The organism is Nocardia transvalensis NBRC 15921 (genome assembly GCF_000308875.1).
Taxonomy (GTDB): domain Bacteria; phylum Actinomycetota; class Actinomycetes; order Mycobacteriales; family Mycobacteriaceae; genus Nocardia; species Nocardia transvalensis.
The window spans coordinates 86,705-105,309 of sequence record NZ_BAGL01000002.1 but is presented as its reverse complement, the minus strand read 5'-3'; the positions used below and the strand labels follow the sequence as shown (position 1 = coordinate 105,309).

Annotated in this window: 22 protein-coding genes and 2 pseudogenes; 11 read left to right on the top strand and 13 right to left on the bottom strand. The window is 67.9% G+C overall.

Translation table 11 applies throughout. From position 1 onward, the window contains the following. Nucleotide 1 precedes the first annotated feature (1 nt). Complete coding sequence (locus tag ON41_RS00695) at nucleotides 2–772, bottom strand: 2OG-Fe(II) oxygenase (RefSeq protein ID WP_051160822.1); 771 nt, start codon at nucleotides 770–772, stop codon at nucleotides 2–4. A gap of 106 nt (nucleotides 773–878) precedes the next feature. Here ON41_RS00695 and ON41_RS00690 point away from each other — a divergent pair, with 106 nt between their 5' ends. After that, entirely contained in the window at nucleotides 879–1,505 is a 627-nt protein-coding gene (locus tag ON41_RS00690; RefSeq protein ID WP_040744112.1) for a GDSL-type esterase/lipase family protein, read from the top strand. Nucleotides 1,506–1,744: 239 nt separating this feature from the next. Then, entirely contained in the window at nucleotides 1,745–2,524 is a 780-nt protein-coding gene (locus ON41_RS00685; RefSeq protein WP_051160864.1) for a class I SAM-dependent methyltransferase, read from the top strand. Here the strand turns inward: ON41_RS00685 and ON41_RS00680 are convergent. After that, entirely contained in the window at nucleotides 2,510–4,066 is a 1,557-nt protein-coding gene (locus tag ON41_RS00680) for a phytoene desaturase family protein (RefSeq protein ID WP_040744111.1), read from the bottom strand. The two genes, ON41_RS00685 and ON41_RS00680, sit on opposite strands and share 15 nt — an antisense overlap. Nucleotides 4,067–4,103: 37 nt before the next feature. Next, the gene (locus ON41_RS00675) at nucleotides 4,104–4,751 is read right to left on the bottom strand and encodes a class I SAM-dependent methyltransferase (RefSeq protein ID WP_040744110.1); all 648 of its coding nucleotides are present in this window, start codon (nucleotides 4,749–4,751) and stop codon (nucleotides 4,104–4,106) included. A gap of 107 nt (nucleotides 4,752–4,858) precedes the next feature. Between ON41_RS00675 and ON41_RS00670 the strand changes: the two genes are divergently transcribed. Genes ON41_RS00670 through ON41_RS00660 form a run of 3 tightly spaced genes read left to right on the top strand, consistent with a single transcriptional unit; the run spans nucleotide 4,859 to nucleotide 6,343 of the window. Beyond that, on the top strand, nucleotides 4,859–5,173 hold the full coding sequence (locus ON41_RS00670) for a hypothetical protein (RefSeq protein WP_157185322.1): 315 nt from the start codon (nucleotides 4,859–4,861) through the stop codon (nucleotides 5,171–5,173). Beyond that, complete coding sequence (locus ON41_RS00665) at nucleotides 5,170–5,787, top strand: carboxymuconolactone decarboxylase family protein (protein ID WP_051160821.1); 618 nt, start codon at nucleotides 5,170–5,172, stop codon at nucleotides 5,785–5,787. Before ON41_RS00670 ends, ON41_RS00665 begins: the two co-directional genes overlap by 4 nt. A 25-nt stretch (nucleotides 5,788–5,812) precedes the next feature. Beyond that, entirely contained in the window at nucleotides 5,813–6,343 is a 531-nt protein-coding gene (locus ON41_RS00660; protein ID WP_040744477.1) for an NUDIX domain-containing protein, read from the top strand. A gap of 2 nt (nucleotides 6,344–6,345) precedes the next feature. Here ON41_RS00660 and ON41_RS00655 read toward each other — a convergent pair whose 3' ends face one another. Both ON41_RS00655 and ON41_RS42850 read right to left on the bottom strand, forming a co-directional pair. Further along, nucleotides 6,346–7,413, bottom strand: a complete 1,068-nt coding sequence (locus tag ON41_RS00655) for a DUF2332 domain-containing protein (protein WP_040744108.1) — start codon at nucleotides 7,411–7,413, stop codon at nucleotides 6,346–6,348. A 53-nt stretch (nucleotides 7,414–7,466) separates the two neighbouring features. Next, nucleotides 7,467–7,604, bottom strand: a pseudogene (locus ON41_RS42850) (Lrp/AsnC family transcriptional regulator); the annotation flags it as partial. Nucleotides 7,605–7,696: 92 nt separating this feature from the next. On the opposite strand from ON41_RS42850, the gene ON41_RS00650 reads away from it, so the two are divergent. Continuing rightward, nucleotides 7,697–8,068, top strand: a complete 372-nt coding sequence (locus ON41_RS00650; RefSeq protein ID WP_040744107.1) for a YciI family protein — start codon at nucleotides 7,697–7,699, stop codon at nucleotides 8,066–8,068. 19 nt (nucleotides 8,069–8,087) lie between these two features. Here ON41_RS00650 and ON41_RS00645 read toward each other — a convergent pair whose 3' ends face one another. Beyond that, nucleotides 8,088–8,612: a GtrA family protein gene (locus ON41_RS00645; RefSeq protein ID WP_246829422.1), complete on the bottom strand. Its 525-nt coding sequence runs from the start codon at nucleotides 8,610–8,612 to the stop codon at nucleotides 8,088–8,090. 76 nt (nucleotides 8,613–8,688) lie between these two features. On the opposite strand from ON41_RS00645, the gene ON41_RS38715 reads away from it, so the two are divergent. Beyond that, nucleotides 8,689–9,678 carry a pentapeptide repeat-containing protein gene (locus ON41_RS38715; protein WP_051160820.1) on the top strand — a complete coding sequence of 330 codons (990 nt, stop codon included), beginning with the start codon at nucleotides 8,689–8,691 and terminating at the stop codon, nucleotides 9,676–9,678. Nucleotides 9,679–10,280: 602 nt separating this feature from the next. On the opposite strand, the gene ON41_RS00635 is transcribed toward ON41_RS38715, so the two are convergent. After that, the gene (locus tag ON41_RS00635) at nucleotides 10,281–11,099 is read right to left on the bottom strand and encodes an MBL fold metallo-hydrolase (RefSeq protein ID WP_040744466.1); all 819 of its coding nucleotides are present in this window, start codon (nucleotides 11,097–11,099) and stop codon (nucleotides 10,281–10,283) included. A gap of 110 nt (nucleotides 11,100–11,209) precedes the next feature. Between ON41_RS00635 and ON41_RS00630 the strand changes: the two genes are divergently transcribed. Then, nucleotides 11,210–11,821: a helix-turn-helix domain-containing protein gene (locus ON41_RS00630; RefSeq protein ID WP_051160819.1), complete on the top strand. Its 612-nt coding sequence runs from the start codon at nucleotides 11,210–11,212 to the stop codon at nucleotides 11,819–11,821. 21 nt (nucleotides 11,822–11,842) lie between these two features. On the opposite strand, the gene ON41_RS00625 is transcribed toward ON41_RS00630, so the two are convergent. Further along, nucleotides 11,843–12,403, bottom strand: a complete 561-nt coding sequence (locus ON41_RS00625; protein WP_040744103.1) for a TetR/AcrR family transcriptional regulator — start codon at nucleotides 12,401–12,403, stop codon at nucleotides 11,843–11,845. A gap of 95 nt (nucleotides 12,404–12,498) precedes the next feature. On the opposite strand from ON41_RS00625, the gene ON41_RS00620 reads away from it, so the two are divergent. Then, nucleotides 12,499–13,674 carry an MFS transporter gene (locus ON41_RS00620; protein WP_040744101.1) on the top strand — a complete coding sequence of 392 codons (1,176 nt, stop codon included), beginning with the start codon at nucleotides 12,499–12,501 and terminating at the stop codon, nucleotides 13,672–13,674. Nucleotides 13,675–13,889: 215 nt separating this feature from the next. On the opposite strand, the gene ON41_RS00615 is transcribed toward ON41_RS00620, so the two are convergent. Beyond that, a complete protein-coding gene (locus tag ON41_RS00615; RefSeq protein WP_040744099.1) occupies nucleotides 13,890–14,579 on the bottom strand; it encodes a nitroreductase in 690 nt (229 codons plus the stop codon). A gap of 101 nt (nucleotides 14,580–14,680) precedes the next feature. Here ON41_RS00615 and ON41_RS00610 point away from each other — a divergent pair, with 101 nt between their 5' ends. Together ON41_RS00610 and ON41_RS42845 are read left to right on the top strand one after the other, a co-directional pair. Then, nucleotides 14,681–15,295 carry a TetR/AcrR family transcriptional regulator gene (locus ON41_RS00610; RefSeq protein WP_040744096.1) on the top strand — a complete coding sequence of 205 codons (615 nt, stop codon included), beginning with the start codon at nucleotides 14,681–14,683 and terminating at the stop codon, nucleotides 15,293–15,295. 214 nt (nucleotides 15,296–15,509) lie between these two features. Then, nucleotides 15,510–15,635 (top strand): annotated as a pseudogene (locus tag ON41_RS42845) (IS21-like element ISAau2 family helper ATPase IstB); the annotation flags it as partial. A gap of 466 nt (nucleotides 15,636–16,101) precedes the next feature. On the opposite strand, the gene ON41_RS00605 reads toward ON41_RS42845, so the two are convergent. The 4 genes from ON41_RS00605 to ON41_RS00595 all read right to left on the bottom strand — a co-directional run bounded on the left by ON41_RS00605 (nucleotide 16,102) and on the right by ON41_RS00595 (nucleotide 18,521). After that, nucleotides 16,102–16,965, bottom strand: a complete 864-nt coding sequence (locus ON41_RS00605) for a nucleotidyltransferase domain-containing protein (RefSeq protein ID WP_169336456.1) — start codon at nucleotides 16,963–16,965, stop codon at nucleotides 16,102–16,104. A gap of 1 nt (nucleotide 16,966) precedes the next feature. After that, nucleotides 16,967–17,494: an SLATT domain-containing protein gene (locus ON41_RS00600; protein ID WP_040744095.1), complete on the bottom strand. Its 528-nt coding sequence runs from the start codon at nucleotides 17,492–17,494 to the stop codon at nucleotides 16,967–16,969. Between the two features lie 109 nt (nucleotides 17,495–17,603). Next, nucleotides 17,604–17,891 (bottom strand): transposase family protein, encoded by a 288-nt coding sequence (locus ON41_RS43705; protein WP_083905038.1) that lies wholly within the window; start codon nucleotides 17,889–17,891, stop codon nucleotides 17,604–17,606. Nucleotides 17,892–18,224: 333 nt separating this feature from the next. Next, a complete protein-coding gene (locus ON41_RS00595; protein WP_157185320.1) occupies nucleotides 18,225–18,521 on the bottom strand; it encodes a hypothetical protein in 297 nt (98 codons plus the stop codon). Nucleotides 18,522–18,605 lie beyond the last annotated feature (84 nt).

Genomic DNA, 18,605 nt, shown 5'->3' with positions numbered 1-18,605 from the left:
GTCACCAGACGGCAATGTGATCTCCTCCCCAGCGGCGGACCGCCTCCTCCTCGGGCCGGTGCAGCCACATCACCACGCTGTTGCGGGCGGCGGAGTTGGCGCCCAGGAAGGTGTGCCAGGACCGCGGCGTGCACTCGAACACGACCATCGAATTGTTCAGCGGCGGAACGGAGAGCGCCGGCGCCGGTGCCCCGTCGCCGAGATCGGAGAACAGCCCGGTCTCCCCGCCGTCGCCCGGCCGCCACTCCGGATTGTTCAGATAGAACAGCACCGCGACCGCCCGCACCATCGGGCGCGCCGCCGTCCCCGCGGGCCGCGCGCCGGTCCGCAGATCGATCGCGCTGTCGGGCAACCCGATCGCGCCCGGTTCCGGCGGGCTACCCGGGAACCACGCGGGCGCGAGATCGTGGTGCGGCCGGCCGCGCGGGCTGCCGGCCTCGTGATGATGCAGCGATCCCTCCACGTCGCCGCTCGCCCGCACCCCCGCGACCCGCTCGATCAGGTCGTGCCAGGCGCGCGACAGGAAGACCTCCAGCGGCCCGTCGCGCACCTCGGTCAGCCGCACCCCCGTCGCGCTGTACCCGTCGGCGACCGGCGCGAACAGGTTCTGCCCCCGGTGAACCCGCTCGAATTCCTCCGCCAGCCGCCGGTAGAACCCGTCCACGAACACGTCCCGCACGTACACGTGCGGAAACGGCCGGGCCCTCCTGATCCAGCGCCGATGTGCCAGCAGATCGATGAACCACCGCGGCAGCGGCGCCTCCGTAGCCATGCGTACTCCCTCCCGGACAAACCACCGCGATCTTATTGGGTGCGCCGTGTGCGTGGATTCCGGCCTTTGTCCCGACAACGAGCGTTGAGCGTGCAACGATCACACGGTGGTTCGTGACGTCCGTATCTGCTTCGTGGGGGACTCACTGGTGGCTGGGCTGGGGGATCGCCAGTGCCTGGGCTGGGCCGGGCGTCTCGCGGCGCGGGCCGTCGGGGCCGGTCAGCCGCTCACCTACTACAACCTAGGCGTGCGGCGGCAGGACTCGACGGAGATCGCCGGCCGCTGGGAAGAGGAGTGCGCGCGAAGACTGCCGCCGGAGGTCGACGGGCGCGTCGTCTTCTCCTTCGGCGTCAACGACACCCTGCTGGAGGACGGCCGCACGCGGGTCGCCCCGGAGCAGTCGGTCGCGAACCTGACCGCCGTGCTGCGCCGCGCGCGCGAACTGGGCTGGGCCACACTGATGGTCGCCCCGCCGCCGGTCGAGGACGACGAACACAACAGCCGCACCGAGAAATTGGACGCCGAGTTCGCGGAAGTCTGCGAGGCCGAAGACGTTTCGTACGTGCGCGTGCATCAGACGCTGCGGCACAGCGGAACCTGGATGCGCGAGGTCACCGCCGGTGACGGCTACCATCCCAGCGCGGTCGGATACGACGAGTTCGCCGCGCTGATCGTGCCGCACTGGCTGCTGTGGCTGTCCGATCCCGGATCAGGTCTGCCCGTCGTCCGGTGACGCCCCGCCGCGGGGCAACGGTTTCGGGATCAGTTTCACCCCGGCCTCCTCGGCGCGCTAGTACCCGCGGCCGGGCGTGGAGTACCGGCCGGTGACGGGTATCGGGCCCGTGGTCGTCGGCGTGGCGTGGTCTGCGGCCGCGGAGTCGGGCCCGCGGGTGCGCGGTTTCGTCGAATGCTGTGTCGCGGTCACCGGCGCGGAGTGAGATCGCCGGCCGGCGCGGCCGTTACCATGACCGCGTGGGCGGGACAAGCGAGCTACCTGGGGACGAGGCCGCGTCGAGGCTGCGGCGGGCGAATTCGTTCGGATCCGAGGCCGCCGCCTACGCCGAACATCGGCCCGACTACGCGCGGGACGCCATCCTCTGGGCCCTGGAACCACTCGCCGGCGTCGAGGGGCTCGAGGTTGTGGATCTGGGCGCGGGCACCGGAAAACTCACCGACGGCGTGGCGGCGACCGGCGCGCGAGTGACCGCCGTGGAGCCCGACGCCGGGATGCGGGCCGAATTCGAGCGCCGCCACCCGGAACTCCCCATCCTGGCGGGGAGCGCGGAACATATTCCGCTGCCCAATGATTCGGTGCACGCGGTGGTGGTGGGCCAGGCGTTCCACTGGTTCGATCAGGCGGCGGCGCTGCCGGAGATCGCGCGGGTGCTGCGGCCGGGCGGTGTCCTGGCGGCGTTCTGGAACGTGCAGGACACCACGGTCGAATGGGTCGCCGAACTGCACCGGCTGTCGCGCTCCACGATGCTGGTCGCGCAGTCCACGGGCGAATTCGACTCGGTGCATCCGCTGTTCGAGCCGTTCCTGCGCCGCGACTTCCCGCACGTGCAGCGCCGCACCGCCGACAGTCTCGCCGCCACCATCGGCACGCATTCGCACACCCTGGTCGCCCCGCCGGAGGAGCGCGCCGAAATCCTCGAGCGCATCACGGCCTATCTGCGCCGGCGACCGGAGACCTGCCTCGGCGAGTTCGACCTTCCGTTGCGCACCATGGTGATTCGCTCACTCGTGCGCTGAGGTCGTCTCCAGCACCGCCCGCGCGGCATTGTGGCCGCCGATCCCGCTGACGCCGCCGCCGCGGACCGCGCCCGCGCCGCACAGGAGGACGTTGGCGTGGTCGGTGCGCACGCCCCAGCGCGACGCCGGATCCGCCGCGTCGTCCGCGCGGAAGGGAAACTCCAGGTCGCCGTGGAAGATATGGCCGCCCGGCAGTCCGAGTTCGGCCTCGAGGTCGAGCGGGCTCTTGGCCTCGAGGCACGGGCGGCCGTCCCCGTCGACGGCGAGGCAGTCCCGGATCGGCTCGGCGAGTACCGAATCCAGCTGGGACAGTGTGGCATCCACCAGCCGTTGCTTGGTCGCGACGGGGTCGTCGTCGAAAAGACTTGCGGGGGTGTGCAATCCGAACAGGGTCAGGGTGTGTGCGCCCTGGGCCGCCAGCTCGGGGGCGAGGATCGAGGGATCGGTCAGTGTGTGGCAGTAGATCTCGGCCGGTGGCGCGCTCGGCAGCCGCCCGGCGTCGGCCTCGAGATAGGCCCGGTCCAGCTGCGCGTATCCCTCGGCGATGTGGAAGGTTCCGGCGAACGCCTCGGCCGGGTCGACGGTATCGCGCAACCGGGGCAGGCGGCGCAGCAGCATATTCATCTTGAGCTGGGAGCCCTCGGGCCGCGGCGGCGCGGATTCGCCCAGCAGGCGCGACAATTCGTGCGGCGAGGCGTTCACCAGCACATGTCGGGCGCCCGCCGTCCCGCCGTCGAAACGGACCTCCGCGGTGCGGCCGTCGGTGTCGATCCCGGTCACGGCGTGGCCGATCGCCAGTTCCGCTCCGGCGGACCGCGCGGCGGCGGCGAGCGCGTCGGTCAGCGCGCCCATGCCGCCGATCGGCACATCCCAGTCGCCGGTCCCGCCGCCGATCACGTGGTAGAGGAAACACCGGTTCTGGCGCAGCGTGGGATCGTGTGCGTGGGTGAACGTGCCGATCAGCGCGTCGGTGAGCACGACGCCGCGCACCGTGTCGTCGGCGAACCGGGATTCGATCGTCTCGCCGAGGGGACGTTCGAACAGCGCCTCCCAGGCGGCGGAATCGTCGACCAGGCGGCGCATTTCGTCCCGGGTCGGCAGCGGCTCGGTGAGGGTGGGGAACACGCGTTGCGCGACGCGCCCCAACGTGCCGTAGAACTCCTGCCAGGCCAGGTAGTCGGACTCGGAGCCGGTGAGCCGGAGAAAGCTTGCGCGCGTGCGGTATTCGTCCGCGGAGTCGATCAGCAGCCCGGCGTTGCCGAGTGGCGTGTAGGACGAGATCCGCCGCCGCCGCGTCGCGAACCGCAGTCCCAGATCACGGACGATCTGCCGCGGCAGCAGGCTCACCAGATACGAGTACCGCGACAGCCGCGCGTCGACGCCGGGAAAGACGCGTTCGGAGACCGCGGCCCCGCCGGTGTGGTCCTGTCGCTCCAGGACCAGCACCGAGCGCCCGGCCCGTGCCAGATAGGCGGCCGCCACCAGCCCGTTGTGGCCGCCGCCGACGATGACGACGTCGTAGGAGGCGCGTGTCGGCTGCATCTGCCCTGGATACCACGGTGGCCGCCGGCGGCGCCGGTCAACTCGCCGGTGACTTGGCGGCCAGGACGCAGGCCTGCTGATGCTTCTCCGCGGGCTGCCCCGGATCCGGCTCCCGTACCAGCCGCGCCACGGTCCGGAACCCGCCGTGCCGCAGCAGCTCCTCGATCCGCTCGGGTGACCACACGAAACTCTGCGCCACCTTGTGGTCGTGCGGATGGACGGCCTGTGGATCGGCGGTGGACTGGAACGCCAGCAGCAGGTGGCCGTCCTCGGTCAGGACCCGGCGGAATTCGGCGAGGATGCCCGGCATGCGCTCCGGCGGCGTGTGAATGATGCTGTACCAGGACACGATTCCGGCCAGTGAGCGGTCCTCCAGCGCCAGATTCTCCATCGACCCCACCTCGAATCGCAGGTCCGGATACGCCGCGCGCGCCAGCCGGATCATCTCGGGGGAGAGGTCGATACCGAAGACGTCGAGCCCCAGGGTGGCCAGGTACGTGGTGATCCGTCCCGGGCCGCAGCCGAGATCGGCCACCGGTCCCGCGGGCGCCAGCTCGGCGAACGCGCTCAGCATCGCCCGGTCGAAGGGCATGGCGTCCAGGGCGTGCTCGAACATCGTGGCGTAGAGTTCCGCGACCTCGTCGTAGGAGTTCCTGGTGTGCTGCACGTCCTCGAGTTCCGTCACCGCCGAGAGTGTAGATTACGGTGTTATTCCCGCCGGTCACGGCGCCTTCGAAACACCCTCTGCCGGAATGCGGTTCGTCATGGTGTCCGATATTGCATCATGGGCGGATGGTTACACGATCAGAGCGCTGGGACAGCTTCGTCGAGCATGTGCAATCGGCTCCGGGCGCGCTGACGGCCGAGCTGCGCCGGGCGATCTTCAAGGCCGGCGCGAGCGACGATACCTCCGCACTGCCCGAGGATCTCGCCCCGTTCGCCGGCACCGTGGCCCGGCATGCCTACCGCGTCACCGACGAGCAGGTCGCCGCGCTCGCCGAGACTCGGTCCCAGGACGAGGTGTTCGAGGCCACGGTCGTCGCCGCCACCGGCGCCGCCGACCGCCGCCTGCGGGCCGCCCTGCGCGCGATGGGAGAGCGGGCATGAGGCTGGATATCGTCGACCACGGCCACGACCTCCCGGGTCGTTGGACGCTGCGGGCCATGCGCCTGCTCGGCCGCACCGAGGTGCCCGACGTGATCAAGGTGCTGTTCTACCGCCATCGCTACTTCAGCACGCCCTACAGCGACCTGCTCCAGGACCTGATGCGCGGCCCGTCGGCCTGGAGCGTCGGCGAGCGGGAGCTGTTCGCGACCTTCACCTCCGCCCGCAACCAGTGCGATTTCTGCCGGACCTGCCATCAGGTCGTCGCCGAGAGCTATCAGGAACCGGAGCTGGTGATCCGCGCGTTGCAGCGGCCCGCCGAATCGGGGCAGCGCCTCGAGGTCATCGTCGTCCTGGACTTCCTGGCGAAGCTGGCCGAGACCCCGGACGAGGTGACTCGCGCGGATGTCGAGCGGGTCCGCACCGCGGGCGTGACCGATACGGCGCTCGAGGAGGCCGTGCGCATCAGCGTGGCGTTCCACGCGATCAACCGCATCATGGACACCATGGGCGGCGTTCCGCCGGAGGGGCGCGGGCTGACGCTCACCCGCTGGTTCCTGCGCCGGATGGGCTATGCCACCCCGCCGACGGTGAAGTACCTGTCCAGCGCGGGATGATCGCGGCGTGCGGCACAATCCGGGTATGGAGACGCTCGGATCGCAGACGGTCTACAGCAATCGCTGGATGGAGGTGCGCGAGGACACCATCCGTCGTTCCGACGGCTCCACCGGCATCTACGGATTCGTCGACCGGCCGGATTTCGTCATGGTCGTCCCGCGGGACGGCGACCGCTTCCATCTGGTGGAGCAGTTCAGATATCCGATGGGACAGCGGTGCTGGGAGTTCCCCGCCGGCACGCTGCCCGATCGCGCGGTCGGCGATCCGGTCGATCTGGCCCATCGCGAACTGCGCGAGGAGACCGGCCTGCGGGCGGGCCTGATGACCTACCTCGGACCGCTGAACGCCGCACCCGCCACCCTCCGCCAGCGCGGCCGCATCTACCTCGCCACCGACCTCACCCCCGGCGAACCCGAGCGCGAACCGGAGGAGCAGGACATGCGCTCGGCCTGGTTCGACCGCGACACCCTGGAGGGCATGATCCGCACGGGCGAGATCACCGACTCCGGGACCTTGGCGGCCTACTCGCTACTCATGCTGCACGAGCGCGGCTGAATCTACTCCGCCGGGCCGAAAGTCGGAATGCCGTGGGGTTTCGCCCGGGCGAGTTCGAGTGCCGGGCCGTTCCCTATGCGCACGATGAGCGGGAAACCGCTGCCGCTGCGGGCCACCGGCTCGAAGGCGAGATGGGCGAAGCCGGCATCTGGGCCGCTCGCGGCGGCCAAACGGTCCAGTTCCGCTGTGGCGCGGGCCCATTCGTCGTCCGGGACGTACTGCCGCATCACCGAATGCCACACGACGGTGAGTGTGCCCGGCACGGGTTCGACCTCCGCCAGGAACTCGGCCGCGCCGGTGGCGGTGACCGTGGCCGGGACTCGCGTGGCCAGCCGCAGGGCGCCGTCCAGGCGCGCCGCCCGATCGGGCTGGTCCGGCCATACATAGGACCGCAGCGACAGCGCGTCGCGGGGCGAGAGCGGATCCAGCGGGGCGGGATCGCAGCCGCGCCGCTCCACGATGTCGAGGCGCGGGTGGTGGCGCGCGGCATCGGCCAGCCAGGCAGGCACGGGGCCGTCCCACGCGCCGCCCAGCGAGACCGGCGAATCCTTCGGTCCCCATTCGAAACCGTCTGTGTGCCAATGGAAATGATCGGCGCGCAAGTTGAGGCCCGCACTGCTGCCCAGCTCCAGCAGCCGCACCGGCAGCGGTATCGCGTCGACGGCGGCCAGCAGCCCGGTGAGCATCGGGACGGCGCGGCCCACCTCGTTGGTCTGCGGCGGCCGCGTCAGCCAGTCCCGGATCCAGTCCGGGTGCGCGTCGACCGCGTCCCGGAAGGCTTGCCACACACCGTCGTTCGCGGGCCGGAGGTCCGCCGCCGGCGTGGCGCTCGGGTAGTAGGCCGCCAGCTCGGGAGCGGCTCCGGTCAGCACCAGCGCGTGCACGGCGCCGAGGAAACGCAACGGCACCGCGGCCGCCATCGGCGCGTCCTCGTACCCGGCCAGCGCGCGGGCACAGGGCCCGCCCGCCTCGATATCGCGAGCGATCTCGGCCAGCAGCCCGGCATACAGCGGCGAACCGAGCTTGTCGCAGGCCCGGGCCTGGAGTTCGAACTGCGGCGCAACAGACATGTCAGCACTGTGCCAGCCGCACCGAGTACCCGCACCCCGGCCTCCCGCCGCAGCCGCGCGTACCGCCGCGCCAGCGTCTGATCCGACACTCCGAGCATCGCGCCCACCACCGAGAAGGCGAGCCGCCCGTCCAGTTGCAGGGCCTGGAGCAGCCCGCGGTCGATGACATCGAGCACCCGCGACCTCCTCATCCCGTCGTGCCGATTATTCGTGCCGGGTTCCGGCGTCTCGACTGTGGATGGGTCGTCCGGCCCGTCCGCGCCGGCAGTTCAGGAGGGCAACGATGAAGTACGTGATCATGATTCACTCCCACCCGCGGCCGTGGGGTCACCCGACCAGCGACTACCTGTCCGAATATCAGAGCCTGACGCGGGCGGAGCGGGATCGGCTGAACGCCGACTTCGAGAAGTTTCTCGGCGAGTTGCACGAGAAGGGCGAGCTGATCTCGGGCGAGGCCCTGGGCGCGCCCGAATCGTCGCGGCTGTACCGGTGGAGCGACGGGAAACCGCTGGCCACCGACGGCCCGTACGCGGATTCAGGGGAGCATCTGGCCGGGTTCTTCCTGATCGAGGTGGACGGCCGGGCTCGGGCGGAGGAGATCGCCGCGCGGTTCGCGGGTCCGGGGGAGACCGTCGAGCTGCGATCCGTCATGTGACCTACCGTGCGAGGGCTGATCAGCTCTCGTGCGGTAGTGCGTCGATCTCGAGGTCGGGGACGATGGGGTCGGGGAAGACGAACCGCCGCATCGCCCACCATCGGAAGGCCGTGGCCAGCAGGGTGCCGATGATGGTGGCGCTGATGAAGTCGGCGATGTTCTCGGCGAGCGGCGACACGTGCGGCGTCCGCAGCAGCAGGAGGTAGCGAGAGGCCGCCAGCGGCAACTGGTTGATCACCAGCCCGATCCCGGCGACCAGGAAGAACAGCGTCGCCTCGTGCCGGCGCTCGCGCCCGCCGCGGGCCGTGAACGCCCACTCCCGATTGAGCACATACGACAGCACGGTCGCCAGCAGCACCGCGAGCATATTGGCCGTCAACGGCTTCCCGTGCAGCACAGTCCACTTCAACCCGAAGAAGAGCACCGACGTCGTGACGAAGGCGATCCCGCCCACGGTCAGAAACTTCAGCAGCTCCGCGTGACGCACGAACACCGACAGCAGTCGCCGCGGAATCCGCGAAGCGGCCATCTGGGTAGGTAGCACCGGGCCATGCTATTCACCGGACCGTCCGGTCCGGCGCCGGTACCCTCGCATGCGCCGTCATGGGTTGAATGTCGGTATGGATCTTCCCGAACCGCTTGTGTCCGAACGTCGTGCTCCCGAGGGCGGTTCCGCGCGGAACGAGGACTTCCATTGGGGATGGGTGTGGATGGCCCTGGGCAGCGGGCTGGCAGTCGGGGCGGTGGTGTTGTGGCTGCTGTGGGGTGGTGACCTCTCCTCGCATCGTGGCGCATTCGACATGGCGTGGAAGAGCGCCGCCTCGGTCCTGGCCATCCTCGCGACATTCATCACCGTCCACCGTTTCCGGCTCAATCAGGCCGAGCACCGGGCGAAGCTGCGCGCCGACGAGTTCGCGCGGGCCGACGCGGTCGAGCGGCGCGTCACCGAGCTCTACACCAAGGCGGCCGATCAGCTAGGCAGCGATAAGGCGCCGGTACGCATGGCCGGCCTCTATGCCCTCGAACGTCTCGCGCACGGCAATCCCGATCACCGGCAGACCATCGTCAGCGTGGTCGGCGCGTATCTGCGGATGCCGTTCGACCTGCCGGAGTCTCTCGATGACGAGCAGAAGGAGCAGATGCGCTCGGCGACAGAGGAACTCGAGGTGCGCAAGACCGCGCAGCGCATCCTCTCGACCCACCTGCGGATCCGGAACAGCCGGGATGCGGGGGAGTCGGCGGTCCATTGGCCGGGGTTGAGTATCGACCTGTCCGGTGCGCGGCTCGTGGACTTCTCGCTCAGCTGGTGCCGCCTCGTCCACGCGCGGTTCGACCGCGCTGTGTTCCACGGCCAGACCCATTTTCACCAGACCGAGTTCCTCGGCGACGCGCGTTTTCCCGGGGCGACGTTCCACGGCGATGCCGACTTCACGGAGGCGATCTTCCACGCCCGCGCCCAGTTCTTCACCACCTCGTTCCGGAGCGTCCGGTTCTCGCAGTCGATCCTGCACGGCGGGGTCACCGCGCCCGCCGGCTGGCGCGCCGAACCCCATCCCCGCCAATCTGATTCGCGGATTCTGGTCAAAGACCCTGCGCAGCAAGGCGGATGAACACCGCCGTTGTCTCCACAGCTGGGGTTTCGAGTGTCTCGTTGTACCGTGCTGCGGTCTATGGACAGGGGGACTTGTGAGGGAATCGGGTGTGTCGGTGACCTTGGAGGAGTGCTTCGCTGAGGTGGATCGTGCGGCCGGAGCGGTCGGCCGGGTGGGGTCGGCCGGCCTGGTGCCGCTGGCCGGAGCGCTGTCGGGGTATCTCGACGCCATGGCTGTCGGGGATCCGGCGCTCTCGCACCCGCATGCCCGGCCGGCGGCGTCCAGCCTCGCGCAGGCCCTGTGGGCCTCGTATGTCGGGCGGCTGCCGGGCACCACGCCGAATCTGCGGTGCAGGTTGCCGTTGTTGCGCATCGAGGTGGGCACTCCGCCGGACCTCCCTGCGGACACACCATTTCATTCGGTACCACCGCGGCTGTGGACCTCCGACACCCTGGAACTCGACCGAACGCCGATGGCATACGCCACCGCTCTGGCGGCTCTCGCCGCGACCCCCGACGACTCCCCCTGGGCTCCCCGCATTCGCATAGTCCAGAAACTGGCCGCAAAACGTTCCGCCACCGAAGAACTCGCCACCGCGTTGTCCCAGCCGACAGGCTCGATCAGCCGATCGGTGGTGCGAGGTATTCCAGCGCATAGCCATCGCCGGAGGGGGTTACGCGGGCGATGCCGGGGGAGTCGAGGTGGGCGCCGGCCACGAAGTGGTGTGGTTGGGTCAGTTGGTCGAGGAGGGCTGCTCGCGCGGTACGGGCCTGGGGCTGATTGCCGTCGAGTTCCCAGGACACGTTCGGCCGGTCGAATTGGAGCGTGGGAACGTGCACGGTGTCGCCCCAGACGAGCAGGTGGCCGGTGCCGCTTCTGATGTCGTAGACGGTGTGACCGGGTGTGTGGCCCGGTGTCGGGATCGCGGTGGTCCAGTCGTTGATCGCGAACTCTTCCGACACGGGTACGACCCGGTCGCGGATCGGCGCGAGCCGCCCGGTGAACACCGAGGCGTCGCCCGCGCCGATCCACACGCGCTCGAGTTCGGTGAACGCCTCCGCACCGTCCGGCGCGATCAGGCCGCTCACGTGGTCTTCGTGCCTGTGGGTGATGGCCACATCGGTGATCTGCGCGCGGTCGATTTTCGCTTCGTCGAGCGCGTCGTAGATCAATCCCATGGTGGGGTCGTGCCAGACATTCGACGCGCCGGTATCGATGAGAATCGACCGTGTGCCGTCGGTGACGAAGAAGGCGTTGACCGACAGCCGCAAGTTGTCGCCGGCCAGCGGTACGGCGGGAGGCAACTCGTCGAGCGTGTGCCCGTCCTCGTCGCGGAGCCGGGTCGGCGGCATGTCGATGTACCCGTCTCGCAACGAGGTCACCTGTAGATCGCCGAATTCGAACGTGGCATGGTGCCGGCCACTCGAGATCAAACGCATGGAACCCTCCGTCGTGTTCGGCACGTATCAAATGTCTTCGATGGAAGACTATATCTTCTTTAGAAGAAGCATACGCTGTGAGCCGGCGAGATACCCATCGATCGAGGAGCATGGTGGTCGAGCAAGACGGAAACGCGGCTGCACCACGCCACGGTGACGACCTGGCCGGCGCGTTCGGCGCCAACGTGCGGCGACGCCGCGAGGAGGCCGGCCTGACGCTGGAGCAACTGTCCACACAGTCGTCGGTCAGCCGGGCGATGCTGTCCAAGGTCGAACGCGGTGAGAAGAGCCCGACGATCGGCGTCGCGTCCAGGATCGCCCACGCGCTCGGCGCGTCGCTCTCGGATCTGATCGGCGGGGCAACCGCTGCCGCGTCCGGCGTGGCCGTTGTCCTGCGCAAGAACGAACGCCCCGTTTTCCGTGACCCGGAAACCGGCTTCGAACGGCACATGGTGTCAGCGGCGCCGGGCGCGGGCGGCGGCGAGATGATCGTCCACTACCTGCCCGCCCGGGTCTCCACCGGTCTGCTGCCCGCGTATCCGCCGGGTACCGAGAAACAGCTCCTGGTGCTCGAAGGCACGCTGACCGTCGCCGTCGGCGGGATCAGCGAGACCCTGAACGCAGGCGACTCCGTGTTCTTCCAGGCCGACGCGGACCACGGCTTCGCCAACCCGACGAACGCTCCCTGCGAATACATCATGGTCATCTCGCGGAGAACCTGACCGGCTGCGGCAGATGGGCGCTCAGGCCATCGCGAGCACGTCGTGGACCAGTCGGTCCGCGAAGTCCCGGTCGGCGGACAGGCCGAAGACCACGTGGTGATACATCGGTGCGATCACGTGATCGAGGACCTGCTGCTCGGTCGGCGCCCGTTCCCCGCGCGCCCTTGCCCGGTCCAGCATCACCGTGGCCTGCGCGCGGCGCTGCTCCCAGCACGGGCAGGTGATCACCTCGTCCCGGGCGGCCACCATGGCGCGCAGGTAACGGGTCCGGCGTGGCTGGGTGATGTCGTCGACCACGATCCGAGCCCACGCCGAAAGGTCACCGTGCAGTGATCCGGTGTCCGGCGGTTCGTCGCCGTCCTTGGTGAGCGCGGCGACAGCGACCTCTTCGAGCAGCGTGTCCACGTCGCCCCAGCGGCGATAGATGCTGGTCGGGTTGACCCCTGCCCGGTTGGCCAGCACCGGAATGGTGATGCGGTCCGCCTTGCCCTCGCCCATGAGCTGGCCGACGGCGGTGTAGACGGCGTCTCGGACCTTCGCGCTGCGCCCGCCCGGCCGCCGGGCTGGTGTAGTGGCCGACATTCGACCATTATTGCAGACGTCTTGGCTTTAAGATGCGCCCCGTGTACCGTCAGCTAAAGCAATAGTCTTAGCTTTAAACGATGTAGGGGTTCTCCATGCTGATCGCTCCGGACACCCGGCGCATATCGTCCGGGCCGGCCACCGTCTTGCTGGCGGCGACCATGCTGACGTTCCTCGCCGCATCCAGTGCGCCGACCCCGCTCTACCGCGTCTACCAGGCGCGCTGGGAGTTCTCCCCGGGCATGCTGACGGTGATCTTCGGCGTCTACGCGGTGTGCCTGCTCCTGGCGCTGCTGACCGTCGGGTCGCTGTCGGACCACGTGGGACGCCGCCCGGTGATCCTCGGCGCCATCGTGTTGGACGTGGTGGCCATGGTGGTGTTCAGCACCGCGGACGGCGTTCCGTTGCTGATCGCGGCCCGCATGGTGCAGGGCATCGCGACCGGTGCGGCGACCGGTGCGCTGGCCGCGGCGATCTTGGACGCGGAGCGACCACACGGGCCGATCGTGAACAGCGTTGCGCCGGTGGCGGGTCTGGCTGTCGGCGGGCTCGGTTCCGCGGCGCTCGTCCAGTTCCTGCCGTGGCCCCGCCAGACCGTGTACCTGGTGCTGATCGTGGTGTTCGCGGTTGAGGCGATCGGCACGATCCTGGTGACCGAGACTTCGCCGATGATGCCCGGTACGCGGCAGGCGATCCGGCCGAAGATCGGCGTCCCGGCTGCGGCGCGGTCCGCGTTCGCCGCCATCGCGCTGCTGGATATCGCGGCGTGGGCGCTGGGCGGCTTCTACCTCTCGCTCGGTCCGAACCTGGTCCGTGTGGTCACCGGCTCGAGCTCGATCCTGCTCGGCGGGTTGCTGGTGTTCGCGCTGGCCGGGGCGGGTGCGGCGGCGATCTGGCTGCTGCGCAAGGTCGCGGCCGCCCGCGTGATGCGCTCGGGCGCCGCCGCGCTGGCGATCGGGATCGCGGTGACCATCGCAGCCATCCAGACCGGATCGCAGCCGTTGCTGTTCGTGGGCACGCTGATCGCCGGAATCGGCTTCGGCGCAAGCTTTCAGGGCGTTACCCGTACCGTGTTCCCGCTCGCGCCGGCCACCGAACGCGGCAAGCTCGTCGCCGCGTTCTACGTGCTCAGCTACCTCGCGTTCTGCATCCCGGCCGTCGCGGCGGGGGTCATCGCGACCAGTGTCAGCCTGCTGACCACCGCGACCGGCTACGGCGTCGTGCTGATCGTGCTCGCGGTCACGGCGCTCCTACCCCGGCGATCGCGGTGATGAAGGACCTACGCCGCCTTGTAGGGTCTCAAAATTTGTGGCATCTGCTGGCTGGCTGACCGGGTTGTTTCGGTTGTCTCACGCGGTGGCCAGCGGTGTCTGTCTCAGTTCGATGGCATTTCTTCACTCCCTGTCCAGCACCACATTGTGGTGGTGCGGCGAGACAACACTGTGTCGGATGGGCTGCCGGAAACACCTATCGCCTCGGGCTCTACTCAGCCGTGGAATGTGGTGGTTGTTTCGAGGGCGGCGCGCTTGGTTGTGACTCGGTTCACCGGTGCGCTGTTGTCGGCGTAGCCGAAGGAAATCCCCGCGAGTAGTTTGCCTTCGGTGACGCCGAGTTCGGCGCGGGCGATGTCGGCGTAGAAGCTGAGCAGGCCCTGCGGGCAACTGGCCACGCCGTATGCGGCCATGGCCAGTAGCAGCGTCTGCATGTAGGCGCCGACGTCGGCGGCCAGTCGCGGCCCGCCGTCGCCGGTGACGAACAAGAACGCGACGTGGGGTGCACCGTAGAAGCGCAGGCTCTCTGCGTCGTAGGCGGCGCGTGCCTCGTGGTCGCCGGGGCCGATGCCCAGTGCCCCGTACAGGTCGGCGCCGAACGCGGCGCGCCGCTCGTGCTGGACGGGGGTGTACATATCCTCGGAGTACGGGAAGTCAACCGAGGTGTGCTGTTCGGCGTGAGCGGCTTCCAGGACGTCCGCCAGATGGTCCCGCCGCCGGCCGCTGGCGACCTCGACCCGCCACGGTTGCGCGTTCGAGTTGGACGGTGCCGCTCCGGCCAGGGCGAATACCGCCCGAATCGTGTTCATGGGCACGGGCTCCGGGCGGAACGCGCGTGTAGCGCGGCGTCCGCGGATCAGCTTCTCCGCGTATGCGCTCAGGTCGGTGGGGATCAGTCCGTTCATGCAGCAGCACTCCTCGAAGCCCTATAAGTAAACGATCCGTTTACTTGAGTGGAGCGTAGCAACCACTCCTCGCTATGTAAACGCATGCGTATACTTCGCCTATGAGTACCGAGAGGGCGGTCCGGCGGCAGGGGCGCGGCGGGCGCGAGCGCATCCTGGCCGCCGCCGCCCAGCTGTTCGCCACGCAGGGAATCAATGCGACCGGCATGGAACACATCGCCGAATGCGCACCGGTGTCCAAACGCACTCTCTACGTGCACTTTCCGACCAAGAGCGACCTGGTCATCGCCCATCTGCAAGACCTCGCCTCGTCGGGACACACCCTCGAGAGTGTGCTGACTCGCAAGGACATCCCGGCGCGGGAACGAATCCTCGGACTGTTCGTCCAACCCGCCGCGGATGCCGTGCCAGTACGCGGCTGCCCATTCATCGACGCCGCCGCCGAATTCCCGGACCCGCACAGCATCGTCCACGCCTATGCACGCGAGCAGAAATTGCTGATGGTGCGGCTGGTTACCGCACTGGTGACGGAACTGGGCTGCCGCGAGCCCGCCGCGCTCGCCGAGCAATTGGTGACCCTGGCGGACGGGGCCGCCAGCCGCGCCATGGTCCTGGGTGAACCGGATTACGGCCAGCACGCGCGAGCAGCCGCGGAGATCCTGCTGGAAAATGCGCTGCCCGACAACAAACGCAGCAGGCTCGGCTCCAGCGCCTAGCGGGTTGTCGATGCGACGCCACCCGTTCAGGATCGTCCTGCGGAGTTCGCGAAGGTTGCCGATCGCCTCTTTTGTAGGTTCTCAAATCCAGCTTCATATGCCAGCTCTGTGAACTGCGCATTCTCTTCTTGTGTCACTGTGTCGCTACATAGCTTTCTCTCAGAGTAGACTGCATTTCCTAGCTGCTCCGGGTACACAGTCGAGTGCCGGGCGTGTCCTCGCCGCGGCGATGATCGACCGCCTGGTCCGCCATGCAGAGGTGATCTCGCTCAAGGCGACAGCTACCGGCGCGAGGACCGGCAACCTCGGCCGCGTTCCCGCAGTTGGAGCCAACGACTGAACACGCGTTTCCACCGTGAGTGTGATTCCCGATCGCCACGTGCCGGGCTGTCGGGATCTCATCCGGGATGGGCGATGTGCGTGCCGGTGGTTGTTGTCATTGTCTGCTGGGAGGTGACTCCGGCTGGGGCTGGGCGGTTGTGTGGATGGTCCGGTGTGGCCGTGTAGGTGTTTGCAGGTGTACCCGAGTCCGCCGACAGACAGGGAGTTCCCGCGATGACCTCGGCGGGTCGCGGGTTCGAATCCCGTCCAGTCCAACATGTGGTTCTTACTAGAACCCCTGACGAGCAGGGGCGCGGGTGGTGAGGCCACTTGGTCTTCTGCGGCGCCCAACCGGCCGGAAGTATCCAGGGTAGGAAGGTCGGTGGTCGACGCCGTTAGTTGCCAGTGCACAATCGTCGAGACGTTCCATGGCGCGTGCGGCCAGTGAGTCCGCGCATCTTTCGAGGTCGGCACGACAGCCCCCTTTAGCGTGCGGGAAACTGGCCGCCGAAGAGGAGGTCGAGGTAGTGGAACGCGTCGTCGAACTTATCGTTTTGGTAGGCGTCAAGGGCTTTACGCGCCCGGGAGGCGGCAGTAGACAGTTTCGACAGCGCATCGGTTTTGCGGTAGTCCGAGGAGCAGGGATGGAAACGACCGGTGCGGCCCTTGGGGTCATTCATCGCCGCCAGGCCGTTGTCCCGGAGATCTTCCAGCAGCAGGCACACGTCCCACACAGCGATAAACCCCGATTGGGTCGCCATGTGCTGCGCGGCTCGCATTTCCAGATAGAACGATGAGACGGGCACGTTGCAGTAGTACTTCCACGCTTTGACAAGCCTGGCTAACTTTTTGGCCGCGCCTTGGACGCCGTTCTTTTGGTTGCACTCGTTGACATAGTCCAGGTGCACGGTCGGCGCCGATTCGAGCCAGCCGCTTGCCGCACCGGGAATGTCATACAGCGGCGACGGATCAGACGACTTGAGGAATCCTGGGATGACTTCCCACGTCTCCGCGCCCCCAGCAAATTCCACAACGACTGCGGGACGGCTGATCCGCACGGTGGTTGTGGGGAACGAGGCCGACAGTGCGCTCTTCACCCAATTCAGGGCAGTGTCGGAACTGCCCGGCTTGGTGTTGCCGATGCTGACCAGAACATCCACATCGCTGTAGTGCCGGACGCCGGTGCCGTGGTGAAACGAACCGGTTTCACGCATCACCAGCACCGACAAGGACTTCTTCAACGAGGTTTCCACACGGGAACGGTGCGCGGCCGCCGCGGTCCGCTGTGACGGCAGCGGCGTGAGCCGTTCAAGAAACACATCGAATCCCTCAGCAACGGTTCTTGCCACGTCACGCGCCCTTCCCGGTCGAGTCCACCTCGTACGTTTGGCCCCCGGTCGTGATGTTCTTCTGCGCCCGACGCCGCGCCCACCGGTTCGGGGGCTCGGCTGTCTTGTTCTGCTCGTCCCGCCGCGCCGTGATCTCCGCGAGAGCCGCGCGCATCTCATCAAGGTCAGTGACAGGCAGGTCGAGCAGTCGGGCCTGACGGGCGGCGGTCTGTATCTCCAAGTAAGCATTCGCTCCCGACGATGCCTGATTCGTGCGATGGCTCGCGTTGACCGTCGTTAACACCGCGCCGAACGCCGCAGCGCCCAGCGCGAGCAGACCCGCCCAGAAACGACCCGCTGTCGACGCCAACGCCGTCGCGCCCGACACCGCCGCCAGCACACTCGCCGGCAACCCGAGCATCAGATTGATTCCGCGCCACTGTTTCGCCTGTTCAAACTGGTTCTGAGCGCTATACATGGCGGACTCTTCCAGCCGGCTGAACTCCTCCGCCAGCGCCTGACGCCGCTCAGACTCCGAGACTTCTACCACCCGACGCTACCCCCAGCAGATCTGTGTCCCGGGGGTTACGTGCCGCCCCAAATGGGTGACACACCTGCCGGGACGCGCCCATGAACTATCAGCCATTGTGGATCGCCAATCAGCACCCGCCTGTTACGCCAGATGTGCACAGCAGCCGCTGCAGCATTGTCGTGCGCCGGGCATGCCGGCCCGCCACACCTGACACCTGCTGTACGAAAGTTCTTCGCGCGCAATTACTGTTGTCGCAGAACAATCGGCGTACTCGCAACTGGATCAGTGCTTCGCGGCCTGCCACGGCGGCATCGGAAAGCGTCCGTTCATACCGACTGTGCGCCCGCTGCGGCATCACCGCGCATCCGGGACAGGTAACCGGCTCGCCGTGAGTGCTGGCCTGGATGGATAACACCCGGTCGGATGCATAAACGCGCTCGATCGACAGCTCGGCAAGATGCGGGAACAGGACCGCTACCGGTCCAAGATCAGAGCACTCGCGACATCCTCAACTATCAAGCGGCCATTAGCAATTCATGATGGGTCAATCACGCAAACCGTGCCAGATCCAACATCTGACCGGACTTGACACGCCGATAGAGATGCTCGGCGGCGGGGTCTGCACGCTGTGGTGATCGGCCTGCCAGATCTGCCCTGGCCGATTGGCCGGAGGGAACGTGGTGTTTGATCACAGCTTGCCGTCGCTGGTTTTTGAGGGTGCCCCGCGGTTGTTCGACCGGGTCGTGGGTTACTGATCGGCGATGCGCTCAGCGATCCAGATCGACACCATCTCGCTGGGTGTGCAATCGTGGCGTTTGCCTAGTTGCTTGAACTTCTCGTCAGCCCACAGCGGCAGGCGGAGGAAGACCTTTCTGACGACGATGAGATCCTCGTCGACCGGTGGCGCCAGTTCGATGCGCGGGCAGTCAGGGTCGAATCGGAGGTTCAGCAGGAATCGGTCCGGCCAGTCTGGACCGTATGCGGCCACCAATTCGGCGAGCATCTGCTCCCCAGGATCGGTTTCTCCATCGATCCATGGATCCATGTGCGCTTGCGTCCTTTGCCTCATGTGCTGTGTGGGTCTGTTAGGGAGTTGCATGCGGTCGCCCGGCCCACCGCGAGGTGGGCC